The organism is Corynebacterium variabile (assembly GCF_006539825.1).
GTDB classification, from domain to species: domain Bacteria; phylum Actinomycetota; class Actinomycetes; order Mycobacteriales; family Mycobacteriaceae; genus Corynebacterium; species Corynebacterium variabile.
Map to the genome: position 1 here is coordinate 22,098 of NZ_BJNT01000004.1, position 22,710 is coordinate 44,807.

17 protein-coding genes are annotated in these 22,710 nt (G+C 68.1%); 9 read left to right on the forward strand and 8 right to left on the reverse strand.

Annotated elements, in window-relative coordinates; translation table 11 throughout:
* Window positions 1-81 precede the first annotated feature (81 nt).
* Both CVA01_RS01875 and CVA01_RS01880 read left to right on the forward strand, forming a co-directional pair.
* Window positions 82-1,350: a cystathionine gamma-synthase gene (locus CVA01_RS01875; protein ID WP_141328191.1), complete on the forward strand. Its 1,269-nt coding sequence runs from the start codon at window positions 82-84 to the stop codon at window positions 1,348-1,350.
* Window positions 1,347-2,180 (forward strand): hypothetical protein, encoded by an 834-nt coding sequence (locus CVA01_RS01880; protein ID WP_141328193.1) that lies wholly within the window; start codon window positions 1,347-1,349, stop codon window positions 2,178-2,180. The genes CVA01_RS01875 and CVA01_RS01880 overlap by 4 nt, the downstream gene beginning before the upstream one ends.
* A 666-nt stretch (window positions 2,181-2,846) precedes the next feature.
* Here the strand turns inward: CVA01_RS01880 and adhP are convergent.
* The 4 genes from adhP to CVA01_RS01900 all read right to left on the reverse strand — a co-directional run bounded on the left by adhP (window position 2,847) and on the right by CVA01_RS01900 (window position 7,382).
* Entirely contained in the window at window positions 2,847-3,872 is a 1,026-nt protein-coding gene (adhP, locus tag CVA01_RS01885) for an alcohol dehydrogenase AdhP (protein WP_141328195.1), read from the reverse strand.
* 264 nt (window positions 3,873-4,136) lie between these two features.
* Complete coding sequence (locus CVA01_RS01890; RefSeq protein WP_141328197.1) at window positions 4,137-4,610, reverse strand: cupin domain-containing protein; 474 nt, start codon at window positions 4,608-4,610, stop codon at window positions 4,137-4,139.
* Window positions 4,611-4,668: 58 nt separating this feature from the next.
* Complete coding sequence (locus CVA01_RS01895) at window positions 4,669-5,346, reverse strand: DNA-3-methyladenine glycosylase (protein WP_141328199.1); 678 nt, start codon at window positions 5,344-5,346, stop codon at window positions 4,669-4,671.
* A gap of 2 nt (window positions 5,347-5,348) precedes the next feature.
* Window positions 5,349-7,382, reverse strand: a complete 2,034-nt coding sequence (locus tag CVA01_RS01900) for an FAD/NAD(P)-binding protein (protein ID WP_141328201.1) — start codon at window positions 7,380-7,382, stop codon at window positions 5,349-5,351.
* 71 nt (window positions 7,383-7,453) lie between these two features.
* Here CVA01_RS01900 and CVA01_RS01905 point away from each other — a divergent pair, with 71 nt between their 5' ends.
* Genes CVA01_RS01905 through CVA01_RS01920 form a run of 4 tightly spaced genes read left to right on the forward strand, consistent with a single transcriptional unit; the run spans window position 7,454 to window position 12,752 of the window.
* Entirely contained in the window at window positions 7,454-9,127 is a 1,674-nt protein-coding gene (locus tag CVA01_RS01905; protein WP_141328203.1) for a TIGR04028 family ABC transporter substrate-binding protein, read from the forward strand.
* Window positions 9,128-10,120: an ABC transporter permease gene (locus CVA01_RS01910; RefSeq protein WP_141328205.1), complete on the forward strand. Its 993-nt coding sequence runs from the start codon at window positions 9,128-9,130 to the stop codon at window positions 10,118-10,120.
* Window positions 10,117-10,947: an ABC transporter permease gene (locus CVA01_RS01915; RefSeq protein ID WP_141328207.1), complete on the forward strand. Its 831-nt coding sequence runs from the start codon at window positions 10,117-10,119 to the stop codon at window positions 10,945-10,947. Before CVA01_RS01910 ends, CVA01_RS01915 begins: the two co-directional genes overlap by 4 nt.
* Window positions 10,948-10,961: 14 nt before the next feature.
* Window positions 10,962-12,752 (forward strand): dipeptide ABC transporter ATP-binding protein, encoded by a 1,791-nt coding sequence (locus tag CVA01_RS01920; protein ID WP_141328553.1) that lies wholly within the window; start codon window positions 10,962-10,964, stop codon window positions 12,750-12,752.
* Here the strand turns inward: CVA01_RS01920 and CVA01_RS01925 are convergent.
* The 3 genes from CVA01_RS01925 to CVA01_RS01935 all read right to left on the reverse strand — a co-directional run bounded on the left by CVA01_RS01925 (window position 12,719) and on the right by CVA01_RS01935 (window position 15,029).
* The gene (locus CVA01_RS01925) at window positions 12,719-13,411 is read right to left on the reverse strand and encodes a response regulator (protein ID WP_141328209.1); all 693 of its coding nucleotides are present in this window, start codon (window positions 13,409-13,411) and stop codon (window positions 12,719-12,721) included. The two genes, CVA01_RS01920 and CVA01_RS01925, sit on opposite strands and share 34 nt — an antisense overlap.
* A complete protein-coding gene (locus CVA01_RS01930) occupies window positions 13,408-14,529 on the reverse strand; it encodes a sensor histidine kinase (RefSeq protein WP_141328211.1) in 1,122 nt (373 codons plus the stop codon). The genes CVA01_RS01925 and CVA01_RS01930 overlap by 4 nt, the downstream gene beginning before the upstream one ends.
* A gap of 86 nt (window positions 14,530-14,615) precedes the next feature.
* Entirely contained in the window at window positions 14,616-15,029 is a 414-nt protein-coding gene (locus CVA01_RS01935; protein WP_141328213.1) for a hypothetical protein, read from the reverse strand.
* A 123-nt stretch (window positions 15,030-15,152) separates the two neighbouring features.
* Here CVA01_RS01935 and CVA01_RS01940 point away from each other — a divergent pair, with 123 nt between their 5' ends.
* Both CVA01_RS01940 and CVA01_RS01945 read left to right on the forward strand, forming a co-directional pair.
* Window positions 15,153-16,586, forward strand: coding sequence for an alkylhydroperoxidase domain protein (locus CVA01_RS01940; protein ID WP_141328215.1), 1,434 nt, complete (start codon window positions 15,153-15,155; stop codon window positions 16,584-16,586).
* Window positions 16,587-17,338: 752 nt separating this feature from the next.
* A complete protein-coding gene (locus tag CVA01_RS01945; protein ID WP_170209660.1) occupies window positions 17,339-18,280 on the forward strand; it encodes an aldo/keto reductase in 942 nt (313 codons plus the stop codon).
* 171 nt (window positions 18,281-18,451) lie between these two features.
* Here CVA01_RS01945 and CVA01_RS01950 read toward each other — a convergent pair whose 3' ends face one another.
* Window positions 18,452-19,627, reverse strand: a complete 1,176-nt coding sequence (locus CVA01_RS01950; protein ID WP_244938089.1) for a putative endonuclease domain-containing protein — start codon at window positions 19,625-19,627, stop codon at window positions 18,452-18,454.
* A 401-nt stretch (window positions 19,628-20,028) separates the two neighbouring features.
* Between CVA01_RS01950 and CVA01_RS01955 the strand changes: the two genes are divergently transcribed.
* Window positions 20,029-22,611: an acyltransferase family protein gene (locus CVA01_RS01955; RefSeq protein WP_141328219.1), complete on the forward strand. Its 2,583-nt coding sequence runs from the start codon at window positions 20,029-20,031 to the stop codon at window positions 22,609-22,611.
* The last annotated feature ends 99 nt before the right edge of the window (window positions 22,612-22,710 follow it).

The following is a 22,710-nucleotide window of genomic DNA, read 5'->3' on the forward strand; positions in this document are numbered from 1 at the left end:
GTCCGATAGGATGGCCTGCGCATGCACTGTCCCGGAACGTCGACCCGGGGCAACGACGAGAAGCACCCAGGAGAACACCCGATGACCAGCGCCAATCAGGCACAGCACGCCGAGCACGAGAACCGGGCGGACGCCGGTACCGCCGCGCGACGCGAGGCAGCACTCACGGCCGCTGCCCGCCTGACCGACGCCACCGGCCGTCCCTTCGGCTTCAACACCAACGCCATCCACTCCGGCTACGAGCCGGACGGCCAGACCGGCGCGGTCAACGTGCCCGTCTACACCTCCACCACCTACGCCCAGGACGGGGTGGCACAGCTCCGCGGCGGTTTCGAGTACTCCCGCTGCGGCAACCCGACCGTCACCGCCGTCGAGCAGGCCGTCGCCGCCCTGGAAGGTGCCCGCTTCGGCCGCGCCTTCGGCTCCGGCATGGCCGCCACCGACACCCTGCTGCGCGCCCTGCTGCGTCCCGGAGACCACCTGATCCTCGGATCCGACGCCTACGGCGGAACCTTCCGCCTCATCGACACCACCTACAGGGAATGGGGCGTCACCTGCTCCATCGTCGACACCGCCGATACCGCCCAGATCGCCGGCGCACTGCAGGAGAACACGAAGCTGGTCTGGCTGGAGACGCCGACCAACCCGATGCTCGGCATCACCGACATCGCCGCCACCGCCGCCGCGATCAAGGACGCCGGCCACGCCGCGAAGCTCGTCGTCGACAACACCTTCGCCAGCCCCTACCTGCAGAATCCGCTGGCTCTCGGTGCGGACGTGGTGATGCACTCCACCACGAAGTACCTCGGCGGACACTCCGACGTCGTCGGTGGCGTGGTCGTCACCAACGACGAGGATCTCGACGGTGAGCTGCTGTTCCTGCAGGGTGGCGTGGGCGCGGTGCCCGGGCCCTTCGACGCCTACCTCACCTACCGCGGTATCAAGACCCTCGGTGTACGCATGGACCGCCACTGCGCGAATGCCCAGGCCGTCGCCGAGTTCCTGCAGTCCCGCCCCGAGATCCACACCGTCCTCTACCCGGGCCTGCCGGACCACCCCGGCCACGACATCGCCGCGGAGCAGATGAAGGGCTTCGGCGCGATGGTGTCGGTCCGCTTCGCCGGTGGCGAGGACGCCGCCCTGAAGTTCTGCGAGTCGACCCGGCTGATCTGCCTGGCGGAGTCGCTCGGTGGCGTGGAGTCGCTGCTGGAGCACCCTGCGAAGATGACTCACCAGTCCGCCGCCGGCTCCGCTCTCGAGGTGCCCGACGACCTGGTGCGCATCTCCATCGGCATCGAGGACATCGACGACCTGATCGCCGACCTCACCCAGGCGCTCGACGCTCTGTGACTGACGCCGCTCTTGACTCCGCCGACTGCAGGATCGGTGTCCGCGCAGGTCACAGCATCATCCATGTGACGGTGTGGCACCCGCAGTGGGGCTCGGCGAAGACCGCGGCGCTGCGTGCGGGACTGTTCGGTGCGGCTGTTTCTCCAGATGCCGCGTCCTCCGACGGGGACGCCACCCCGGGCGTCGCCGTGGCCCGCCAACTGCTGGAGGACGCCCTGGGCGTCCCGACCGTCGCGACGTGGATCGGCTCGATCGAGGTCACCGACCACAGTCCGGAACATGCCGTGAGCATGGCTGACCTGGGGATTCGCGTGGACCGCATGGCGTCCTCCGCGAAGGACCCGGACGGCAACCCGACGCATACCGAGCTACGCATGGAGGTCGACGGGGCGGATGCGACGGTGCGCACCATCGTGCCGCTCGCGCCGACGGTCGCCCCGGGGCATGACCGTCATGTCGCGGTGACGTTGCACATCGACCCCTTCCGCTCGACGGACCTCACCGGCGCGCAGGTCCGCTCCACCGTCCTCGCACTGGAGGACGCCCTGTCGGCCACGGTCCGGGAGAATCACGCCGGGCTGCTCGTCGCGGTGGTGCATCAGGAGGGCGCCGGGACCGGTCAACCCGGCGCCGGACTGGATGGCGTGGGTCGGCAGGACGCGGTGACCCTGCACTACTACCTGGGTGTCGGCGCTGGTGACGGTGTCGTCGACCTGGACCATCTCCTCAACTCCCTGCGTGCCACGGTCTCCACCTGGGAGATCGGCGAGGCGTCCCTCGATGACGAGGTGGACCCGACCTGGTCCGCGGTGCAGCGCTACCGGGTGTAGGCGCCCGCGGTCACCGCCGGATACTGTTCATCTGAAAAGTAGATGACGCTCCACGGGAGGGCAGTGGCCATGGGTGCAGGTATGCGGGTGGAGATTGCGACGGATGTCAGGCGCGCCGGGCGGGTGGGTGCGTCCCTCGGCGCGGTTGTCCTGGGCCTGGGACTCGCCGCCTGTGGGGATGATGACAGCGACGGGAGTGGCGGGGGCCCGGATAACGAGGCGTCCGGCACGGAGAACTGTGCGGCGCTGGATGACACCCTCGCTGAAGGCACGGAACTCTTCCCCGGCGGGGCGGTGATGGTCCCGGAGGGGTGGGAGATCCCCGACTGCCGCGGGGACGGCGACGGTCATTCTCAGCGGTGGCGACACGAAGTTCCTCTACGGGTGGAACGGGACGCAGTGGGAGCAGGTCCCGCAGTACAGCGAGGCGCACAGCGCGTACTGCTATGCGGAGGATGACCTGCGGGAACGCGGCGTGCCCGAGGACTTCTTCGAGGACGCCGAGCTCTGCTGACGGGGCGATGGTCGGCGAGGGTGACGACGGCGGCCCGGCGTATCCGTTCCGCTGTGTCGGCAACGCGCAGCGTGAGGCTGCTCTGACCCGGGTCAGAACAGCCTCACGCTGCGCACTGCGGACATCCCTGAGGATGTCGGCGAAGGGGAAGATCAGTACCGGATCGCCATGCGTCCGTCGATCTTGCCCTTCTCCATGTTGGTGAAGACCTCGTTGACGTCGTCGAGGCGGCACTCGGTCACCGTCGGGTGGATGAGGCCGCGGGCGTAGAAGTCCAGCGCCTCGACCTGGTCCTGGCGGTCGCCGACGAGCGAGCCGCGGATCGTCAGACCCTTGAGCACGATGTCGAAGATCGGGGCGGGGAACTCTCCCGGGGGCAGACCGTTGAAGACGATGGTGCCGGCGCGGCGGGCCATGTTGATCGCCTGGCCGAACGCCTGCGGGTGCACTGCGGTGACGAGGACGCCGTGCGCACCGCCGTCGGTGTACTCCTCGACGGCTTCGGCCGGGTCGACCTCGGCGGCGTTGACGGTGAATTCCGCACCGTGCTTCTTCGCCAGTTCCAGCTTCTCGTCGGCGATGTCGACGGCGATGACGCGCATACCCATCGCCTTGGCGTACTGGACGGCGAGGTGGCCGAGACCACCGACACCGGAGATGACCATGAACTGGCCGGGCTTCGTCTCGGAGACCTTGAGGCCCTTGTAGACGGTGACGCCGGCGCAGAGGATCGGGGCGACCTCCAGCGGGTCGGAGCCCTCCGGGATGCGCGGGGCGAAGCGGGTGTCGACGAGCATGTAGGTGCCGAAGGAGCCGTTGACGGTGTATCCGCCGTACTCCGCGTTGGGGCAGAGCGTCTCCCAGCCCTTCAGGCACTGGTCACAGTTTCCGCAGGCGGACCAGAGCCAGGCGTTGCCGACCAGGTCGCCGACCTTCACGGTGTGGTCGCCTGGGCCGAGCTCGACCACCTCACCGACACCTTCGTGGCCGGGAACGAACGGGGGCTCAGGCTTGACCGGCCAGTCGCCGTGGGCGGCGTGGAGGTCGGTGTGGCAGATGCCCGAGGCGATGAGCTTGACGAGGGCCTGGTTGTGTCCGGGAGTGGGCAGGTCGACGTCCTTGATGACGACAGGGGCGCCGAACTCCTCGACGACAGCTCCGGTGAACGTATCGGTCATGGGGCAGATCCTTCCGGTTGGGGAAAAGGTGTGACCGAGACGCTAACAAGACCCCCGTTGTGACCACCAGCCTTCTCTCGGCCGGAATTCCGCGCCGGACACCGGATTTTTCCTGTGAAGCTGCATGTCGGAGGCACCTTTGTCGTCGGATGTGACCCAATCCACAATTGTGGACTCCGGGGGGGGGTACAGGGGTGATTTTGCTGACAATATGGCCGTCCGGTTCTGCCGAACGGTCAGTAGTTATGACGGGACAGTTGTTTTTCAATCCTTCCCGTTGAGGACGAGCAGGGTGACCGTCGCAGGTCCGGACGCGGAGAGACTGTGGACGCGGTCCGCGGCGATGCTCAGTGCCTGCCCCGGACTGAGGCGTACCGTCGTGGCACTGTCACCGTCGGACGCGGTGTTTCCGCCGTCGGCGACGGTGACCTCCACCTCGCCGACCTGGCCCATGATGAGGATCGGGGCAGCGGCCGAATGGTCGGCCATCACGTCACCTGCCCGGAAAGACAGGCGGACCACTGTCGCCCCGTCGAGCCGGGCGAGTCTTTTCGCCGAGGGGATCGCCCGCTCGGTGCGGTGATGGGGGGCGTCGCCGGCCAGGGGCACCGTGCCCGGGTAGGCGTCCTGAAGTCCGTCGACGAGCATCCAGCCGTCGCCGGAGCTGGTCCTGCGCAGGGCGTCGGTCGGTGCGGGCTGGTGCGGGATGGACGGGCGGGTTCCGTTGTCGCTGCTCATACCTCCATTCCTACGCCTGTCGGCGGCGTTGCGACTGCCCCCGGTCCCGCGTCACCCCTCACACACCTTTCGGACGCCCCCGCGGCGTGGTCACGGTCCGGTCGCCGGGGATCCAGAACCGTAGCGGTGCCTCGACGTTCTTCGAGATGCCGATCCGCGGACCATGGACATGCTCCACCGGGGATGCCGGGGGAGTGAGGGTGAAGGCGGCGTCCGTGTCTTCGGCGGCACGACCACCGGCACGACCTCCATCACCGCCGACCACGTGCAGCGTCGACCCGTCGAGGTCCAGGTCGAGTCCCAGCACCGCGCCGAGATTCCCGGGCCCGCGTCCCAGTGCCTCATCGGCGGGCACCACGGCCACCCCGTCGCGCAGGCGCGTCCGCCGGCGTCGTGCGACATCCAGGCCTTCGACCACGCGTCCGGCCCGCATGAGCACCCCGGCCCCGGTCCCCGCCGGCCGACACACGATATTGCCGGCCCGGTGGATCCCGTAACTCGCGTAGACGTAGATGTGCCCGGGCGGGCCGAACATCGTCGCGCACCGCGACGTCCACCCCTTGGCCGTGTGCGACGCCGGATCGCCGACACCCGGATACGCCTCCACTTCAGTGAGCTGCACGGCCACCGTCTCAGTGCCGTCAGTGCCGTCAGTGCCGTCAGGAGTCACCCGACGCAGCACCGCGCCGAGCAGCTGCGGCGCCACGACCTCGGGGGACGCGGTGAGGTCGAGCATTCTCAGTCCCGTGAACCCTGCGCGATCCGCAGTGCGGAGACTGCCGCCCCGTCGGTCTCCTGCAGCATCAGCGGATCGGTCCGCGGCATCGGCGAGATCGTCATGTCCGCCCGGTAGTCCAGCAGCGGAATGCCCAGCATGTGGACCCGCGGGTCAACTGCCCCGTCCGGGTGCACCAGCCGGCCCGTGGCCAGATCCACCTCCGGCGCGGTCGTCACCGAGCCGTCGGCCAGGGTGAAGGGACGCAGTCGCCCGGCCAGCCGCAGCTGTCGGGTCAGCGGATCGGCCGAGGTCCGGGCGTCCGGCTTGTGCAGCCAGGCGTCCACCAGCGTGGTGGAGAACACCGCCTCGTCACCGGTGGTCGGCGAACTCATGGCGAAGGCCGGCTGCTCCGGGTCGACGACCAGGGTCGGGTGCGCGCCCAGGAAGCGCACGTAGCCGGCGTCCACCAGGCAGAGCAGTTCGGCGGTGCGGAACGCCGGCGGGCCGGAACCGACCATCTGGCCGACGCGCCGCAGCTCGGCGTACTCCGCACGCCGCGACCGGGTGGTGAACCGGCCAGGCTCGTCGGCGACCTGGGCGGGCTTACGTGCCGAGCCGATGACCTGCAGTCCCGCCTTCACCGCGGAATCCTGGCCGAGGTTCGCCTCGTGGAGGTCGGCGGCGAGCCGGTCACCGAGGAACTCCGTCAGCTCCGCGATGGTCTTCCCCTCGAAGGTCGCCACCGGATCGGCGTAGAAGCCCAGGTCGAAGCGGTCATCCTCGGGGACCAGGTCCTGCAGCTCCGGGTAGGTGTGCAGTCGCCACGGGTTCAGTGCAGGGTCGTCGATCACGGTCAGTACCGCGGCCAGCCGGTCGGCCTCCGCGGCATGTCCCGGGCACCGGCCGCTGAGCAGGACCGTGTAATAGGCGGCCTGGGCGTCCCGCAGGATCGCCGGCCACAGGGTCTCGCCGAAGTCGACGGAGCCCGCCGGGGCGTCCTCCGGAAGTCCGGCCAGCGCAGCCCGGAACCGCGGCATCGGGGCCGGCGACGGCAGCGCGTGGAGCACCGGCTTCGGCTGGTAGGGGTAGCCGTGGTGGGAGGCGACGACCAGTTTCGGCTCACGTCCGGACGGGCGGTAGGCCAGGCCGGAGCGGGACGTGGTGTCCGTGACGAACCTGCCGCCACGGTCGATGGTCACCATCGCCATGAGGTCGAAGAAGCCCATGCCCAGACCGCGGACCACGATCTCCTCACCGGCGCCGACGGCGTCCACCGCCTGGTCGGCAGGGTTGCCGGGGCGGACCCAGTGCAGCGTGGGGTGCATCTGCACGCTGGTGGCGGTGAACCCCTCCAGCGCGTCCGGCTCATTGCCGGTCCAGCCGAGGGCCAGAACGGTCGCGTCCGCCACCACCGTGACAGGGGAGGACGCCAGGTGTGCGGCGTCCCCGCTGGTGTGGTGCTCCAGGGTGATCTCGTCGCGGACGATCCCGTCATCCCCGGTGACCTGGGTGATCTCCGTGGCGCGTGCCTGGTGGACCTCGACCTTCAGGTTCCCGGGGATCCGTGCCAGTACCACCGACAGCACCCAGCGAAGGTACTCGCCGTAGAGGGCGCGGGAGGGGTGGGACTCCGGCTGCGTCGCGGCGATCTCACTGTGGAACTCGCCGCGGACCATCGCCGGGTGGCCGCGGAACAGGGCGGTCTTCGCACCGTGCGGATCGGCGGTCTCCGACAGGTCATCGCCGCGGATCAGCTCGATCCACTCGAACATCGTCGGACCTTCGACGACCGGCGCGGTGACCGTGGAGCCGGGCTCGGTGAACAGGGTCACCGCGTCCGCCAGGGTGTTCATGCACAGCGTGCGGGTCTGGTTGGTGCGCCAGACGCGGCCGGCACCGGGTTCGGTGTCGTCGACGAGGTGGACGGTGACAGTGTCGGCGCTGCCCCCGCCGGTGTCTCCGGTCTCCGCTGCCAGCTGTGCGGCGAGACGTTCCAGGACGGAGATGCCGCGGGGGCCTCCCCCGATGATCGCGATAGTGCCCGATGAGCTCATAGCCACACATCGTAGTAGGTCAGGGCCGGTGCTACGATAATGCCCTGAACCAAAAACAGACAGGTCTGTATATGTCACTATTTCCCCACCGTAACGGCCGGGGGCGCCGACGTTTCGCAGTGACGACCCTCGCGGCCGTCACCGCCCTCGCCACCGTCACCGGCCTGGCGTCCTGCAGCAACGGCGACGGCCCCACCCCGCATGAGCTCACCTACCTCGAGTCCCTGCCCTTCCAGACCCTCTACCCGCCGACCGCGGGCTACTACCCGAACGGCGGCGTGGTGAACAACATCACCGACCGCCTCCTCTGGCAGGACCCGGACACCCTCGAGCTCTACCCGTGGATCGCCACCGACCTGCCCGAGATCAACAGGGACGCCACCGAATTCACCTTCCACCTGCGCGACGGTGTCACCTACTCCGACGGCACCCCGCTCACCGCCGAGAACGTCGTCCGTAATTTCGACCTCTTCGGCAAGGGTGACAAGGAGCGGAAGCTGACCTCCTCGGAGCAGATCAGCACCTACGACCACGGCGAGGTCCTCGACGACCACACCGTCCGCTTCCACTTCACCGACCCCGAGCCCGGCTTCCCGCAGGCCACCAGCTCCTTCAACGCCGGACTTCTGGCGGACGCCTCCCTCGACATGACCGACGAAGGCTTCGCCCCCGGCAACGCCCGCCGCGTCATCGGCTCCGGCCCCTTCGTCATCACCGACGAGGAGCGCAACACCGAGCTCACACTGTCTGCCCGGGAGGACTACGACTGGGCCCCGCCGGAGCTCGGTAAGCGAGGCGAGAACACGGGGCGTCCTGACCTGGACACGATCCACGTCGTCGTCGCCAAGGAGGACAGCGTCCGCGTCGGCGGCATCAAGTCCGGCCAGGGTGATGTCGCCCGCCAGATCGAGGCCCCCGAAGAGAAGCACCTCACCGACGCCGGGGTGAACATCCTCTCCGCCCCGACCTCCGGCGTCAACAACCAGATCGCGCTGCGCTTCCGCCACCCGCTGCTCTCCGACATCCGCGTCCGCCGTGCGATCATCGCCGGTGTCGACAGGGAACGCATCCTGAGCTCGCTGTTCTCCGGGTCCTACCCGCTGGCGACCTCGGCCCTGGCGTCCACGGCCATGGGCTACCGCGAGCAGAAGGACGCCTACACCTTCGACCCGGAGCATGCGAAGGAGCTTCTCGACGAGGCGGGCTGGGTGCCCGGCTCCGACGGCATCCGCGTCAAGGACGGGAAGCGGCTCAGCCTCACCGCCAATGACGCCGAACAGCAGCCCCGCACCCGTGAGGTCGTCACCATGGTCCAGGAGCAGCTGAAGAAGATCGGCATCGACGTGCAGCTCTACCCCGGCGATGTCGCCGCGCAGAAAGCCGCGCAGATCGACATCGATAAGATCCAGCTCAACGTCACCATGGTCGGACGCGCCGACTACGACGTCATCAAGTCGCAGTACTACTCCGGCAACCGCAACCAGCTGCTCAACATGACCGGTGACGAATCGATCGGCGACGAACACCTCGAGGAGTTGCTGCGGAAGGTGTCCTCCTCGGCCACATCCGAGGACCGTGCGGACGCCTCCGGCGATGTCCAGGACTACCTGTCCGAGCAGGCCTACGTCCTGCCCATGTTCGAGGAACCGCAGGTCTACGGCGTGCAGTCCTATGTCCACGGGTTCCGCGCCGAGTCGATCGGCCGACCCTGGTTCTACCTCACCAGTGTGGAAGGGGAGGAGTAGATGACCACCATGACAGTCCTCCGCCGCATCGGCGCGGCGGTCCTGGTCCTCTGGGCCAGCTTCACCCTCGCCTTCATCCTGCTCACCGCCCTTCCCGGGGACGCCGTCTCCACCCGCTACGCCGACCCCGAACTCGGTCTTTCAGCCTCCGAGATCGCCGACATGCAGCAGGCCTACGGTTCCGATGAACCCGTCCTGACCCGCTACTGGAACTCACTGACCGGCGTCCTGCACCTCGACTTCGGCAACTCCCTGCAGACCGGTGCCGATGTCATGGACTCCCTGACCGACGCCCTGCCCGGCACCCTCGCCCTGGCGCTCACCGGTTTCCTGGTCGCCCTGGTCATCGCGGTTCTCGTCGCGGTGACCGCCACCTCGCTACCGGACAACCGGGTCTGCCGCTGGATCTCGACGACGCTGCGCGCGCTTCCGCCGCTGTTCGTCTCCCTGCCGGCGTTCTGGCTCGGCATCATCCTCATCCAGCTGTTCAGCTTCACCCTGGAGTGGATCCCGGTGATCCACGCGTCCAGTGTCCAGGACCTCATCCTGCCGTCGGTCGCACTGGCGGTGCCGCTGTCCGCGCCGCTGGCCCAGGTGCTGATCCGCAGCATCGACGATGTCACCGACATGCCCTTCATCACCGTGGTCAAGGCCCGTGGCGCCGGCGCCCAGTGGGTGCTGTGGCGCAATGTGCTGCGTAATGCGGTGCTGCCGGCGATCACCATCGCCGGGCTCACCTTCGGCGAACTCGTCGGCGGTGCGGTCATCACCGAGGCCGTGTTCTCCCGTGCCGGGGTCGGCGCGATGACGGTGGACGCTGTCGCCAACCGCGACACACCCGTCCTCATGGCCGTGGTGGTGCTCGCCGCGGCGGTCTACGTCATCATCAACCTCCTCGTCGACCTGCTCTACCCGGTGCTGGACGCCCGGCTGCGCACCGGTGAGAAGACCGGCCAGAAGACCGGCAAGAGCGGGAAGAAGGTGCAGGCATGACGACCCTGACACGTATCCGACCCGGCGTCTGGATCGCCGGCCTCATCGTCCTGCTCGCCGTGGCCTGGGCCCTGGTGCCCGGCCTGTTCGCCTCCGGTGACCCCACCGAGTCCGGCACCACCGAGCCGCTGCTCGCCCCGTCGGGTGACCACTGGTTCGGCACCGACGCCGTCGGCCGTGACCTCTACACGCGCGTGGTCTGGGGTGCCCGGCACTCCCTGTCCGGCGCCCTGGTCGCCGTGCTCGTCGGCATGGTCGTCGGCACCCTGCTCGGCCTGGTCGCCGGCTCGGTCCGGGGAGGACGCAACGGCTGGCTCGACACGCTGATCATGCGCATCGTCGACGTCCTGCTCTCCATCCCGGCCCTGCTGCTGAGCCTGTCGGTGATCATCCTGCTGGGCTACGGCACGATGAATGCCGCGATCGCCGTCGGTGTCACCAATGTCGCCATGTTCGCCCGGCTGGCCCGCTCCGAGGTGCTCGGTGTGGCCGCCGCCGACTTCGTCGAGGCCGCCTACGGTTCCGGCGGTACGGCCTGGTCGGTGCTGTGGCGCCACATCCTGCCGAACTCGCTGACCCCGGTGCTGGCCCTGGCCGCCCTGCAGTTCGGCAGCGCGATCCTGCAGCTGTCGACCCTCGGCTTCCTCGGCTACGGTGCCCCGCCGCCCACCCCGGAGTGGGGCCTGATCATCTCCGAGGGACGCGACTTCATCGCCACCTCCTGGTGGCTGTCCGTCCTGCCAGGCCTGGCGATCGTGCTCGTCGTCCTGGCCACCAACTATCTCAGCCAGGCGCTCCAGCGCTCCGGCGGGAAGGAGATCCGATGACTGAGAAGCCCGACATGAACTGGGACGACGGCTCCTGGCGTCCGGACACCCACGAGGCCTCCGGCACTGCTGCGGCGTCTGGGGCCGACCATGCTGCCTCGCTGCTCGAGATCCGCGATCTCGCGGTGACCTACCGCACCCGCCGTGGTGGCGTCCCCGCGGTGAAGAACGTCAGCGTCACCGTCGAGCGTGGCAAGGTCACCGCCATTGTCGGCGAGTCCGGCTCCGGCAAGTCGACCTCCGCCATGGCCACCCTCGGCCTGCTGCCCGGCAACGCCGAGGTCAGCGGCACGATCAAGCTCGACGGCCGGTTGATCACCAACCTCTCCGAGCGCGAGTGGCGCAGCATCCGCGGCACCCGTGTCGGCCTGATCCCGCAGGACCCGAACAACTCACTGAACCCGGTGAAGACCATCGGCGCGTCCGTGGGGGAGGGGCTGCGCATCGCGCCGAAGGCGGTGCGTCTGTCCGCGTCCGCGCGCAAGAAGAAGGTCCTTGACCTGCTCGAACAGGTCGGGATCGACAACCCGGAGGTGCGCTACGACCAGTATCCGCACCAGCTCTCGGGCGGTATGAAGCAGCGCGCACTCATCGCCGCGGCCGTCGCGACCGAGCCGGAGCTCATCATCGCCGATGAACCGACGAGTGCCCTGGACGTCACCGTGCAGCGCACGATCCTGGATCTGCTGGACCGGATGCGGACCGAACTCGACCTCGGCATCCTCTTCATCACCCATGACCTCGCCGTCGCCGGTGACCGCGCCGACCAGCTCGTCGTCATGCAGGGTGGTGAGGTCAGGGAGACCGGCCCGACCGACCGGATCCTCACCGACCCGAGGGACGCCTACACGAAACGCCTCCTGGCGGACGCCCCCTCGCTGGTCAGTGCGGTGGAGCAGTCGACCTACCGGCCGGTGCCCACCGGGACGGATGCCCCGCTGCTCACCGTCGACGCGCTGCGCTGCGAGTTTCCCGGACGCGGCGAGCCGTTCGTCGCCGTCGACGACGTCTCCTTCACCGTGGCCCGGGGCACGACCCACGCGATCGTGGGGGAGTCCGGGTCGGGCAAGTCCACGCTCGGCCGGATGATCACCGCCTTCCAGGCGCCGACCGCCGGGGCGGTGACGCTCGCCGGTGCCGTCCCCGGTGCCGCGTCCGCGGCATCCGCCGCAGCATCGGCCGCGTCGGCCCCCGCGCGAATCGACACCCTCGACCGGTCCGGACGCCGTGACCTGCGCCGACGCGTCCAGATGGTCTACCAGAACCCCTACAGCTCCCTGGATCCCCGGCAGAGCATCGGGAAGATCCTCGCCGAACCGCTGCGCAACCTCACCGACCTGCCGAAGGCACAGATCACCGCGAAGGTCCGGGAGATCCTCGACCGGGTGGCCCTCGGTGCCGGGTCCGGGTCGGTGAGCGGGGACATCGCGGCCCGGCGTCCCGCGGAACTGTCCGGCGGGCAGCGCCAACGTGTCGCCATCGCCCGTGCCCTGATCCTCGACCCGGAACTCGTCGTGTTCGACGAGGCGGTCTCCGCCCTCGACGTCACGGTGCAGGCGCAGATCCTCGACCTGCTCGACGAACTACAGCGTGAACTGGGGCTGACGTACCTGTTCATCTCCCACGACCTGTCGGTGGTCCGCGAGATCAGTGTCACGGTCTCGGTGATGAGCCACGGGCGGCAGATGGAGTACGGGCCGACCTCGGAGATCTTCGAACACCCGGAGACGGACTTCACGAAGAAGCTGCTGGACGCCATCCCCGGCCGCCGCTACCGCTCCGGCGGGCTGAACCTGGGGTTGTGACCGGGCAACCCGGCGTCCCGGACGAGCAGGGCGATCTGCAACCTGCTGTCGGTGGAGAGCTTGCGGAAGATCGTGCTGACGTGCGTCTTCACCGTCGGCACCGAGATGAACAACCGGCCGGCGATCTCCGCGTTGGACAGGCCCTCACCGATGCACCGGGCGATCGCCAGCTCACGGTCGGTGAGCGGGGATAGCCGTTGCTGCGCCTCCCCGGACCGGCGGGCACTGTCGGCGACCATCTCGACCAGTTGCCGGGTAACGGCAGGGGCCAGGACGGTCTGGCCTGCTGCTGCCCGACGGACGGCACCCACCACGGACTGAGGGGGATCCCCCTTGAGGAGGTAGCCGACCGCACCTGCTCGGAGTGACTGCGCGACCTCCGAGTCAAGGTCAAAGGTGGTCAGCATGAGGACGCGGGGAGGATTGTCGCGGGACGTGAGGACCTCTGTTGCGGCGATACCGCCGATACCGGGCATCCGGACGTCCATGAGAACGACGTCCCCGAGGGAGGACGCGGCGACGGCGTCCTCCCCGCTGGAGTACCCGGCGGTGACGGTCACGTCATCGACGGCGGCGAAGAGCGCTTCCAGTGCCGCACGGACATAAGGGTCGTCGTCGACGATGGTGACGGTGACAGGTGCTGTTCCGGGGGAGGTCATGGTGTCCACGGTGCCTCAATGCGGGCGGTGAAGATACCGTCCGTCGTGATGGTCCGGAGTCTTCCGCCGTACAGCCGTACGCGCTCCGAGATACCGATCAGGCCGGTGCCGGTGGGGTCTCCGGACGAGGTGCCGGTTGACTGGTTCGTACAGGTCACAACGACACCGCCCTCCGTGCTGGCCGTGACGTCCAGGGTGACCGGAACGCCCGGGGCATGTCGACGGGCGTTGGTGAGCAGTTCCCGGACAGCGCGGAACACCACCTCGGACAGGCGGGTGTTGAGACCGGGGAATATGCGGGAACACAGCGCGACGTCCTGCCCGGCGTCCCGGACCTCCCGGACCAGCAGCTCCAGGGAGCGCCCCAGATCACCGGTGAATCCGGCGTCCGTCGTTTCCTGGGCGCCGCGGAGCTGCCGGAGATCCCGGAGCGCGTCGCGCAGTTCGCTGAGCGCTTCCGTGGACTGCCGTTGGACCGTTCCGGCCACGGAAGCCAGGTCATCGGGGATGTCGTCCGCACAGTAGCTGAGGGAACCGGCACTCATGCTGATCAGGGTGAGGTGATGGGCCAGGGAGTCATGGAGCTGGTCGGCGATCATCTCCCGTTCATCACGGCGGGCCTGTTCCGCCGCGTGGTCACGTTCACGGAGCAGGTGGCGTGCCCGTTCCTGCAGTGAGGCGACGAGTTCCCGCCTGGACCGGAGGACGAGAGCCCAGGTCACGGACAGGAGGACAAGGCAGCACAACAGGACCATGCCGGGCAGGACAGCATCCCCGCGGAGGGGTGAGCCGAGTACCAGCTGAACAGGCACTGTGGCCAGGGCGAGACCGGTGACTGTGACAGTGGTCCGCAGTGGCCGGTACCCGGCGACCGTGAAGAGGGCGATCAGGCTCGGACCGGCGGTGACACCGAAGACGGTCGAGAGGAGGATCAGTGTGACGGCGACGGCCGTGGCGCGGGATCTGCGCCACCGGAGGGCGATGACGGACGCGGCGCCGAGGATGACGCTGACAACGGTGAACCAGGTGCCGGCGTACCGCGGCAGCGGATCCGGGTCCAGGAACCACACGGTGACCATGAGCACAGCGAGGACGACAGCAGCGATGTCGCGGCCCACCGGGCTGTGGAGGCCGGTGGGCCCAGGCGGTACAGACGGCCAAGATACTGCAGACGCTACAGACACAGCGGGTTCCCCGGTTCTCGTCAGGCGGACATCCACCGTAGCAGGTCAGCCTCCCAGTTCCGGTTGTCCGTCTTCTCCAGGAAAGTGCGGTGGTCGAAAAGGACGTAGACGGCGGTCCCGTCCGTGAACTCGATGATGACCGGGGCTCCCCAGGCGCTGGACGCACCACCGACGAAGGCCCCGTAGTAGTCGTCGAACTGTCGGGTGATCCGGGAGACGGCGTCCTTCGTGATCCTGAGGTCCGCTCCGTCGTTCCAGGTGCCGAGGGTGAGGACCGTGGGGTCGAGTGTCGCCTGGCCGCGATGCGGGAAGAGGACCTTCTGGTTGAGCAGTGCGGTCATGCGGCGACCGGTGCCAGCGTCACCGAGCTCGGATCGCAGTGCAGCGACATAGGAGGAGGCGTGGATGTATTCGGGTGTTCCTGATGCGGACATGGTTCCAGTTTCTGCCCGTGTCGGTGGCGGCACCATCATCCACAGGTCCCGGACTGTCCTACCGAAGTATGAGTCAGATCCGGCGGGGACGGGGGGAGTGGTGACAGGCCTACTCTGGGGGCCATGACCGACAGCCCCGCCAACGCCACAGACACCTCCTCCGCCGACATCATCGACTTCCTCGCGGACCTCGACCCCGTCTCCGAGATCTCCGGCCCGGTCGCCCGCCTGCGGCACAACCGCACCCAGGCCCGCGACAACGCCCAGCGGTCCTTCCACGCCCTGTTCGAGCCGGAGACCCCGGGCGACTTCACCCTCGCCGAGCGCTACGCCGTCGCCGCCTTCGTCGCAGGCCTGCACGGTGGGGCGACCGCCGCGGCCCGGGCGACAAGCCTCTACACCGACCTGCTCGTCGACGAACTCGACGGCAATGCCACCGAGACTGAGACGAATGCGCTGATCACCACCCTCGCCGCCGTCGTCTCGGACGCCCGCGCCCACGTCAACGCCGCTGGGGTGCCGACCCCCTACGGCGTCTACCGGGAGCCGGACCTCGCCGACGAGTCCGTGCCCGGCCCGGAGTTCCACCTGCTCGAGGCGCAGAAGAAGGTCCTCGGGTCCCGCCTCGCCGCAGCCCTCGAGTTCACCCATCTGTTGGTACTTCACCCGCGCGACTCGCGCGCCGAACGACTCCAGCCACTGGCCGACGCCGGGTGGTCGCCGACCGAGGTCGTCCGCCTCGGCCAGCTCGTCTCCTTCCTCACCTTCCAGATCCGCACCGCCCACGGTCTTGGCGTCCTCGCGACGAAGTTCGTGCCGCAGGGGGATGTCCGCCGGCCCGGTAAGCATGCCGGAGCCCGGCAGGCGGACGCCCCGCAGCGCCCGGTCCATGCCGATGCGGCGCCCGGCACCGGGGTGAACGCCGGGTTCGACGTCATCACCTACCCTGACCTGGTGCGTCCCAGGGGTTTCGTGAGCCACTCGCTCGGCTGGGTGCCGTGGGTGCCGCCGGTCGAGGAGTCTGATCTCACCGAGCGGCAGAAGGTGGCGCTCGTCGATCCGCTGCGGGCGAAGTCGGAGTACTTCCGCCTGCTCGCCCGGGATCCCGAGGCACTGGAGGCCCGTACGCTGACGGACAAGGACATCTTCTACAACGTCACCGACGGGGCAGGACGCGCCGAACGCGAGCTCTCCGCCGCCGTGACCAGCAGGTTCAACGGCTGCGTGTACTGTGCCTCGGTGCACACCGGCCGCGCGATCGCGGAGTCCGCCGACGATGAGGATGCAGCCGCCAAGGCCGACGCCATCCAGCGGCTCTGCGATGAAGGCGTCTCCGCTGACCTGGGCTCCGCCCTGTGGAACGCCATCCGCGACGCCTCGGTTGCGCTGGCGACGGTGCCGGTGCGCTTCGGTGCTCCGCACGTCACCGCGCTGCGGGATGCCGGCCTGTCGGGCGGGGAGATCATCGACGTCATCAATGCGGCGGCCTTCTTCAACTGGGCGAACCGGCTGATGCTGTCGCTGGGCGAGCCGGAACTGCCGAAACGGTTCCGCTGATAGTCGGTGCGGTCCGGCCGGAACGACTACGGGGAGAAGTCATGTACCTGGGTGGGGAATGACTTCTCCCCGCTCGTAGTTCCACGTCGTTGCTCTTCACATGACGGGGCTCTTCACATGACGGGTATGTAAGTTTTGGAAAACATGCCTTTTCGATGGTGACAGGAGTGACTGGACGGCTGCGCGTGATAAGTGGGAACCGTTGGACGGCTGGAATGTACCGGTCCTGTTGCGTGGAAAGGTCGAACTGGTCACCGACGGGCAATTGTCCTCTGGTGACGGTGGCCTGGTGAGGGGCTGCGGGCAACTGATGGGCAGGATCACTCCGGAGGAGGAAACAACGTCAAGGAGGCGGATTTCCTGGCGGCGGCAGCTGGCATTCAGCTCTTGGAGCGCGGACTGCATGAATACAATACTGCCGGCTTGTGGGATCATTATTACGGCAATACCGGCGAACTCTTCGTGTTATCGAGTGCAGTTGCTGACCAGTGGATGGTATAGATGAATACGGACTACGACAGGGGTGGTCCCGGAGAATTCGTGGATTCACCGGGACCACTGGTTTTCCCCGGTATTCTTGTGGCGTTGTTCCCCGGCGTACTTCTGTCGTCCATCGGAGAGTGGCTGCTCATTGATGCGTGAGGATTTCACGGGAATCTTGGACGTCGGAATCGCGGCACGTGTCCTGGTCTGCGCGACAGTGCAGCGGTAACGCCAGCGGCTGTGGATTGGGTGGGCGTACCGTGGTCCGCATGACTGACACACCCGATCTATTCACTGACGCCCTGCCTGTCGTTCTCGGTGGCAACACTTTCGGCTGGACCTCGGACACCGAGGAGTCACATGCCGTGCTGGATGCCTTCGTGTCCGGCGGCGGGTCGCTCATCGACACCGCCGACATGTACTCCCAGTGGGCGGACGGGCTGTCCGGCGGGGAATCGGAGAGCGTGCTCGGTGAGTGGTTCGCGGCGTCCGGAAAGCGCTCTGACGTAGTGCTCGCCACCAAGGTCGGTGCGATTCAGTCGGCGCCCGGCCTGGAGCGCGGCGTGGTTGACCGGAACCTCGACGACTCCCTGGAGCGGCTCCGGACCGACGTCGTGGACCTGTACTACTACCACTACGACGACAAGTCCGTGGGCATCGAGGACCAGGTCGCCACCGCTGCCGCGCTCATCGAGTCCGGCCGGGTGAAGCGCATCGGGCTGTCGAACTACCCGCCGGAGCGAATGCGTGAGTTTCTCACTCTCGCCGCCGGTTCCGCTGCTGTCCCGGCCGCGATCCAGCCGCAGTACAGCCTGCTGGCCCGTGCCGGCTACGAGAACGACTACCGGCGGCTCGCCGAGGTCGCCGGCGCTGCGGTGTTCTCCTACTTCTCCCTGGCCTCGGGCCTGCTCACCGGCAAGTACCGTTCGGCCCACGACATCGCCGGCACCGCCCGCGAATCCATGGTCTCCGGCTACCTCTCCGAGCACGCCGACCCCTTCGCGGTGGTGGAGACCCTCACCACCGTCGCCGAAGGTCGCAGCGTGGAGCCCTCCTCTGTCGCCCTGGCCTGGCTGCGGGCCAAGGGTGTGACCGCGCCGATCGCCTCGGCGCGCACCGTGGAGCAGGTCGCACCGCTGCTCACCAGCGCAACCGTGGACCTCGACGAGGACGAGGTCGAGGCGCTCGACGAGGTGTCCGCCGCCTTCTGACCTGCGTTGATCCGCGAGTTTTTCCGGTGCGCCAGAGCCTACGCGTCCTCCATCGCGGCTCGGAGCCGTGTGTGCCATCCGGCTGTGACGGTTTCTCGTGGGAATCGACACAGCCGGATGGCGCCAGGATCTGCCGGATGGCGTAGTCCGAGCCCGGACCAGGGCAGGGGCTCATTCCAGTGCGCCAACCACGCGTTCCCGGAGCTTCTCAATCTCCGCCATGGACGCCAGGTTCCCCGCGGTGACCCGGATGACGCGTCCACCACCGTGCTGTAGGGCGGCCAGCACCTCCGAATCATGGTCGCGCTGCTCCCTCTGCCGGTGATGGACCCCGTCGTACATCAGGTGCAGCCCCCGCTCCCCCCACCCCAGGTCACTGACCGTGAGAAGCTTCCCGTCCTCCTTGAACACCGGAATCTGACTCCGCAGCCCCGGCGCCAGATCATTGACGGCCAACCGCAGCAGCGTCTCCTGTGGGGACTCCGCCCCGACGTCGGTACTCCCGAGAACAGACGCCGCGAACATGACATCCACCCCGCCAGGGACTCTGAGCTTTCGGGGGTCTGCAGGTGACACATTTCCGATGCTCTGATGACAAGCATCACTGACCTGGACACACCGTATGAAGTCCGGGGTGAGATGCGATCGTATCCTGCTGAGGTCGGGAACATTCCACCGTTGCTCCCGCAAGGCGTCCGGGACGCTGACGGACTCCAGCATGTGCGGGAGGGTCGTGTGTGCATCGGCGCACTTCAGCTTCCGGTGATCCTCGTGCACGGGTACTGCTGTCGACCGGTGCAGGTCAAGAAGCCGGGTCGGGTGCAGCAGCACATGATCCGGCGCGCCGGTACGTCGGGTCCCCGTCGACGTGAGAAAGGCGAGCAACTCCTCGTCGACGAAATAACGCATCCCGTAGAAGGATGCTGCGGCGAACCCTGTGGCGATCCGCCCTGGATGACGGATGAGGGCAAGAGCGAGGGTGGCGGGGTGCACGCGTCGTGCCCGTGGGAAATCTGAGTCGGTTGTCGCCGGGAGAAGGTGGTTCACGTGGACGTACATGCCGTAGTCCACCTTCACCCAGTTGTCGCGGAGACCGACCCTGGTAACACCTGCCTTCTTCAGTTCCGCACTTGTCCGTGGCCGGTAGTTCGGTAGCGTCGCGGATCTGTTGCGGTGACGCCATGGAATCCGGCCGATGTACCAGTCGCTCGGCCGACATTCGTACTCCAGTGGCAGGAATGATCCTCCGATGGACGATCCTGTGCGGGTTGATGGTGCATGCCTTGATGGTGTGTGATCGCGGGCCCCTGCCCCCGACTCTCCCCCGATAGTCATGGTGACAGTCAACGACACCGTGACGCGTTCGTCTTCAGAACGTCAGACTTGAGGCGCTCCGCGCGTGTGACGCCATCCGGCTGTGTCCAGCGCCATCCGGCGCCACGGTCGCCGCCTTGGTCGCGGTGCAGGTCGCCATGCCCGGCATGCTCACCAGCCCTGCGGCGGAGACGGTAAACACCAGCTGTCCACCGACGGTGATGCCGGCACGGCGGGCGCATCGTCGAGACCGGTGAGGAGGACAGAGGCCCGGCGTCGGGGGAAGGGGTCGCCAGTCCCAGGCCCGGCCCGGAGGCCGCTCCCGTGACGAGCACGTGTTGACCGTCGTTGCGCCGTGGACATCGTCATTTCAGTGATTACAGCATGTCCGGAGTGTATCGGGACAGGGGTGGGTCGGTACGGTGGTTCCCGATATGACTACGTCCAGTTCCGGTGGCCGCGCCAGCGCCAGCGCCACTGCCCGTGCCACTGCGGGTGCTTCAACCACTGCCGGCGCCACGCGTCGTCCCTACCGTCGGGACATCGACGGGCTGCGCGGTCTCGCCATCGCACTCGTGGTGGTCTTCCACGTGTTCGTCGGGCGGGTGTCCTCCGGCGTCGACGTGTTCCTGCTGGTCGGTGGTGTCTTCTTCTTCGGCCCGCAGATCCGCAACGCCCTGAACCCCACCGGTCAGACGCTGGTCCAGTCGGTCATCCGCCTACTCCGGCGTCTGTATCCCGCACTGCTCGTCGTCGTCACGGTGACCCTGGCCGCCGGCTTCGTCGTCTATGCGCGGGCCCGTTGGGCGCAGACCGCGGAGGACGCCGCGGCGTCCCTGACCTACCGGCAGAACCTCCACCTCGCCGACCAGGGGCAGGACTATGCCGCGGTGGGACGCGACGTCAGCCTCTACCAGCACATCTGGTCGATGTCGGCGCAGCTGCAGATCTACCTGGGCAGCCTGCTCGTCATCGTGATGCTGGCGTGGTTGCTGAAGAAGCTGCCGGTGCGGTTCCCGGCCCTGTCACTGCACTGGCTGCTCGTCCTCGCGACAGCCGCGAGCTTCGCCTACGCGGTCCACCTGCACGGCACTGACCAGGGCTGGAACTACTACTCCCCGCTGAGCCGCTTCTGGGAGATCGGCCTCGGTGGCCTGCTGGGTATCTGGCTGGTCCACAAGGAAACCCCGACCCGCCTGGCCTGGGCGCGCTGGCCTGCGGGCGTGGTCGGTGTCGCGCTGATCATCGGCACCGGCTTCTTCCTCGACGGTGCCGACCAGTTCCCCGGTCCCTGGACGCTCGTCCCGCTCGCCGGTGCGACGCTGGTCGTCCTGGCGGGTAACCCGGTCGCCGACGGTCGCGGCGCAGAGGGTGTCTCCGCCCTGCTGGACACCGCCCCGTTCCAGACGCTCGGCCGGATCTCCTACAGCCTCTACCTGTGGCACTGGCCGCTACTGGCATTGGCGACGTTCCAGTTCTCGGACGTCCTCGGCAACCGCTCGACCGGTGTCCAGGGCATCACCGCGACCCTGGGGACGAAGAAGGGCCTGGTCATCGGCGCCGCGGTCATCCTCATCTCGCTGGTGCTCGCGTGGGCGACGGAGAAGTACATCGAGACGCCGCTGCGTCAGACCCGTAAGCCCGCCCGTGCGTGGCTGCCGTCGCGTACCGCCGTGAAGGACGCCGTGGGTCACCGTGCCGCGGTCGCTGTCGCCGCGGTGACTGTGGTGGCGACGGTGGGCGTCCTCGCCGCGGGTCCGGTGATCCAGAACCGTGACGACGCGCGGCTGGCGGCCCAGGACGACGAGAATCTTGACCCGGCGCAGTACCCGGGTCCGCGGGCGTTCCTGGAGGACGCGCCGGTGCCCGGGGACGTGGAGGTGCGCCCGGATCCGACGAATGAGGAACATATGCTCCCGCGTACCCAGCCCGACGGCTGCTACGCCCGTTTCGAGGACACGGACCTCATCCGGACCCACGACTTCAACGGCTCTGACGAGCTCTGTGCCTACGGCGACGTGAATTCCGCGCGCACCATGTACCTCGCCGGCGGGTCGCATTCCGAGCACTTCCTGCCTGCCCTGGACGTCGTCGGACGTCAGCAGGGCATCAAGATCGTCCCGGTGCTGAAGATGGGCTGTGTGCTGGGGATGAGTCTGCCGAAGCTCGACGGTGAGGACTACCCGGAGTGCGACGAGTGGGACGGTAAGGCCCAGCAGTTCATCTTCGACAACCCACCCACCGACGGCGTGTTCATGACCGTCACCCGACCGACGACGATCGAGGGTGACGGCCCGGACCAGACCCCGACGGAGTACGTCGACCAGGTGAAGAAGTTCTCGGACGCCGGGATCCACACCTGGGGTGTCCGCGACACCCCGTGGGCGATGCAGGCCCCGGGCGTGCAGGGCAACGGCCGTCTCTGTGTCGCGGAGGATCTCGGCAGTGGCCAGACGGCGGACTGCGGCACCGATGAGCACTCTTCGATGGCTGAAGTGAACCCCGCCCTGGTGGCGCTGTCGGGCCTCGACGTCTCCGAGCTCGACGTCACCGCCGCCCTGTGCCGGGACGGACGCTGCCCGGCGGTCATCGGCAATGTGCTGGTCTACCGCGACGGTCAGCACTTCAGCGATGTCTTCTCCCGGATGCTCGCCCCGGAACTGGAGCGGCAGATGTTCGACCCGGCGGCGGTCGCCGAGATGGAGGCGGCACAGGTCGCGGCGGTCGAGGAGGCCGGGACGACCGGTGCCGCTGCGGCCGGGCCGACCGCCAAGGACGTCTTCCGCTTCCCCAAGTCCTGGGAAGCGGAGGACCTCCCGGAGGACGACGGAGAGCACGGGGAATCTTCTGAGGACGACCCGGGGGACGACCCGGGGGACGACCCGGGGGACTATCCGGGGGACGACCCGGGGGACTATCCGGGGGACGACTCCGGGGAGTACCCGGACGGGTATCCCGGGGAGGCCCCGGATACCGGGGAGTCCCAGGAGGTACCGCCCGGCCTCCTCCCGTACTAGCGGTCGGATCAGCGGCCAGGCCTCTGTCGGGAGGTCCCTCGGTTCCCGTGTAACGGCGCGCCGCATTGCGGCGATAGGCACCGGACCCGGTAGGCTGTC

Excerpts from the sequence above, each read along its gene's own strand:
- adhP (WP_141328195.1), bottom strand. The coding sequence starts at position 3,872 with ATGACCGATACGTTCACCGGAGCTGTCGTCGAGGAGTTCGGCGCCCCT.
- CVA01_RS01920 (WP_141328553.1), top strand. The coding sequence starts at position 10,962 with ATGAACTGGGACGACGGCTCCTGGCGTCCGGACACCCACGAGGCCTCC.
- CVA01_RS01925 (WP_141328209.1), bottom strand. The coding sequence starts at position 13,411 with ATGACCTCCCCCGGAACAGCACCTGTCACCGTCACCATCGTCGACGAC.
- CVA01_RS01940 (WP_141328215.1), top strand. The coding sequence starts at position 15,153 with ATGACCGACAGCCCCGCCAACGCCACAGACACCTCCTCCGCCGACATC.
- CVA01_RS01945 (WP_170209660.1), top strand. The coding sequence starts at position 17,339 with ATGACTGACACACCCGATCTATTCACTGACGCCCTGCCTGTCGTTCTC.
- CVA01_RS01895 (WP_141328199.1), bottom strand. The coding sequence starts at position 5,346 with ATGCTCGACCTCACCGCGTCCCCCGAGGTCGTGGCGCCGCAGCTGCTC.
- CVA01_RS01955 (WP_141328219.1), top strand. The coding sequence starts at position 20,029 with ATGACTACGTCCAGTTCCGGTGGCCGCGCCAGCGCCAGCGCCACTGCC.
- CVA01_RS01935 (WP_141328213.1), bottom strand. The coding sequence starts at position 15,029 with ATGTCCGCATCAGGAACACCCGAATACATCCACGCCTCCTCCTATGTC.
- CVA01_RS01900 (WP_141328201.1), bottom strand. The coding sequence starts at position 7,382 with ATGAGCTCATCGGGCACTATCGCGATCATCGGGGGAGGCCCCCGCGGC.
- CVA01_RS01915 (WP_141328207.1), top strand. The coding sequence starts at position 10,117 with ATGACGACCCTGACACGTATCCGACCCGGCGTCTGGATCGCCGGCCTC.
- CVA01_RS01910 (WP_141328205.1), top strand. The coding sequence starts at position 9,128 with ATGACCACCATGACAGTCCTCCGCCGCATCGGCGCGGCGGTCCTGGTC.
- CVA01_RS01890 (WP_141328197.1), bottom strand. The coding sequence starts at position 4,610 with ATGAGCAGCGACAACGGAACCCGCCCGTCCATCCCGCACCAGCCCGCA.
- CVA01_RS01905 (WP_141328203.1), top strand. The coding sequence starts at position 7,454 with ATGTCACTATTTCCCCACCGTAACGGCCGGGGGCGCCGACGTTTCGCA.
- CVA01_RS01875 (WP_141328191.1), top strand. The coding sequence starts at position 82 with ATGACCAGCGCCAATCAGGCACAGCACGCCGAGCACGAGAACCGGGCG.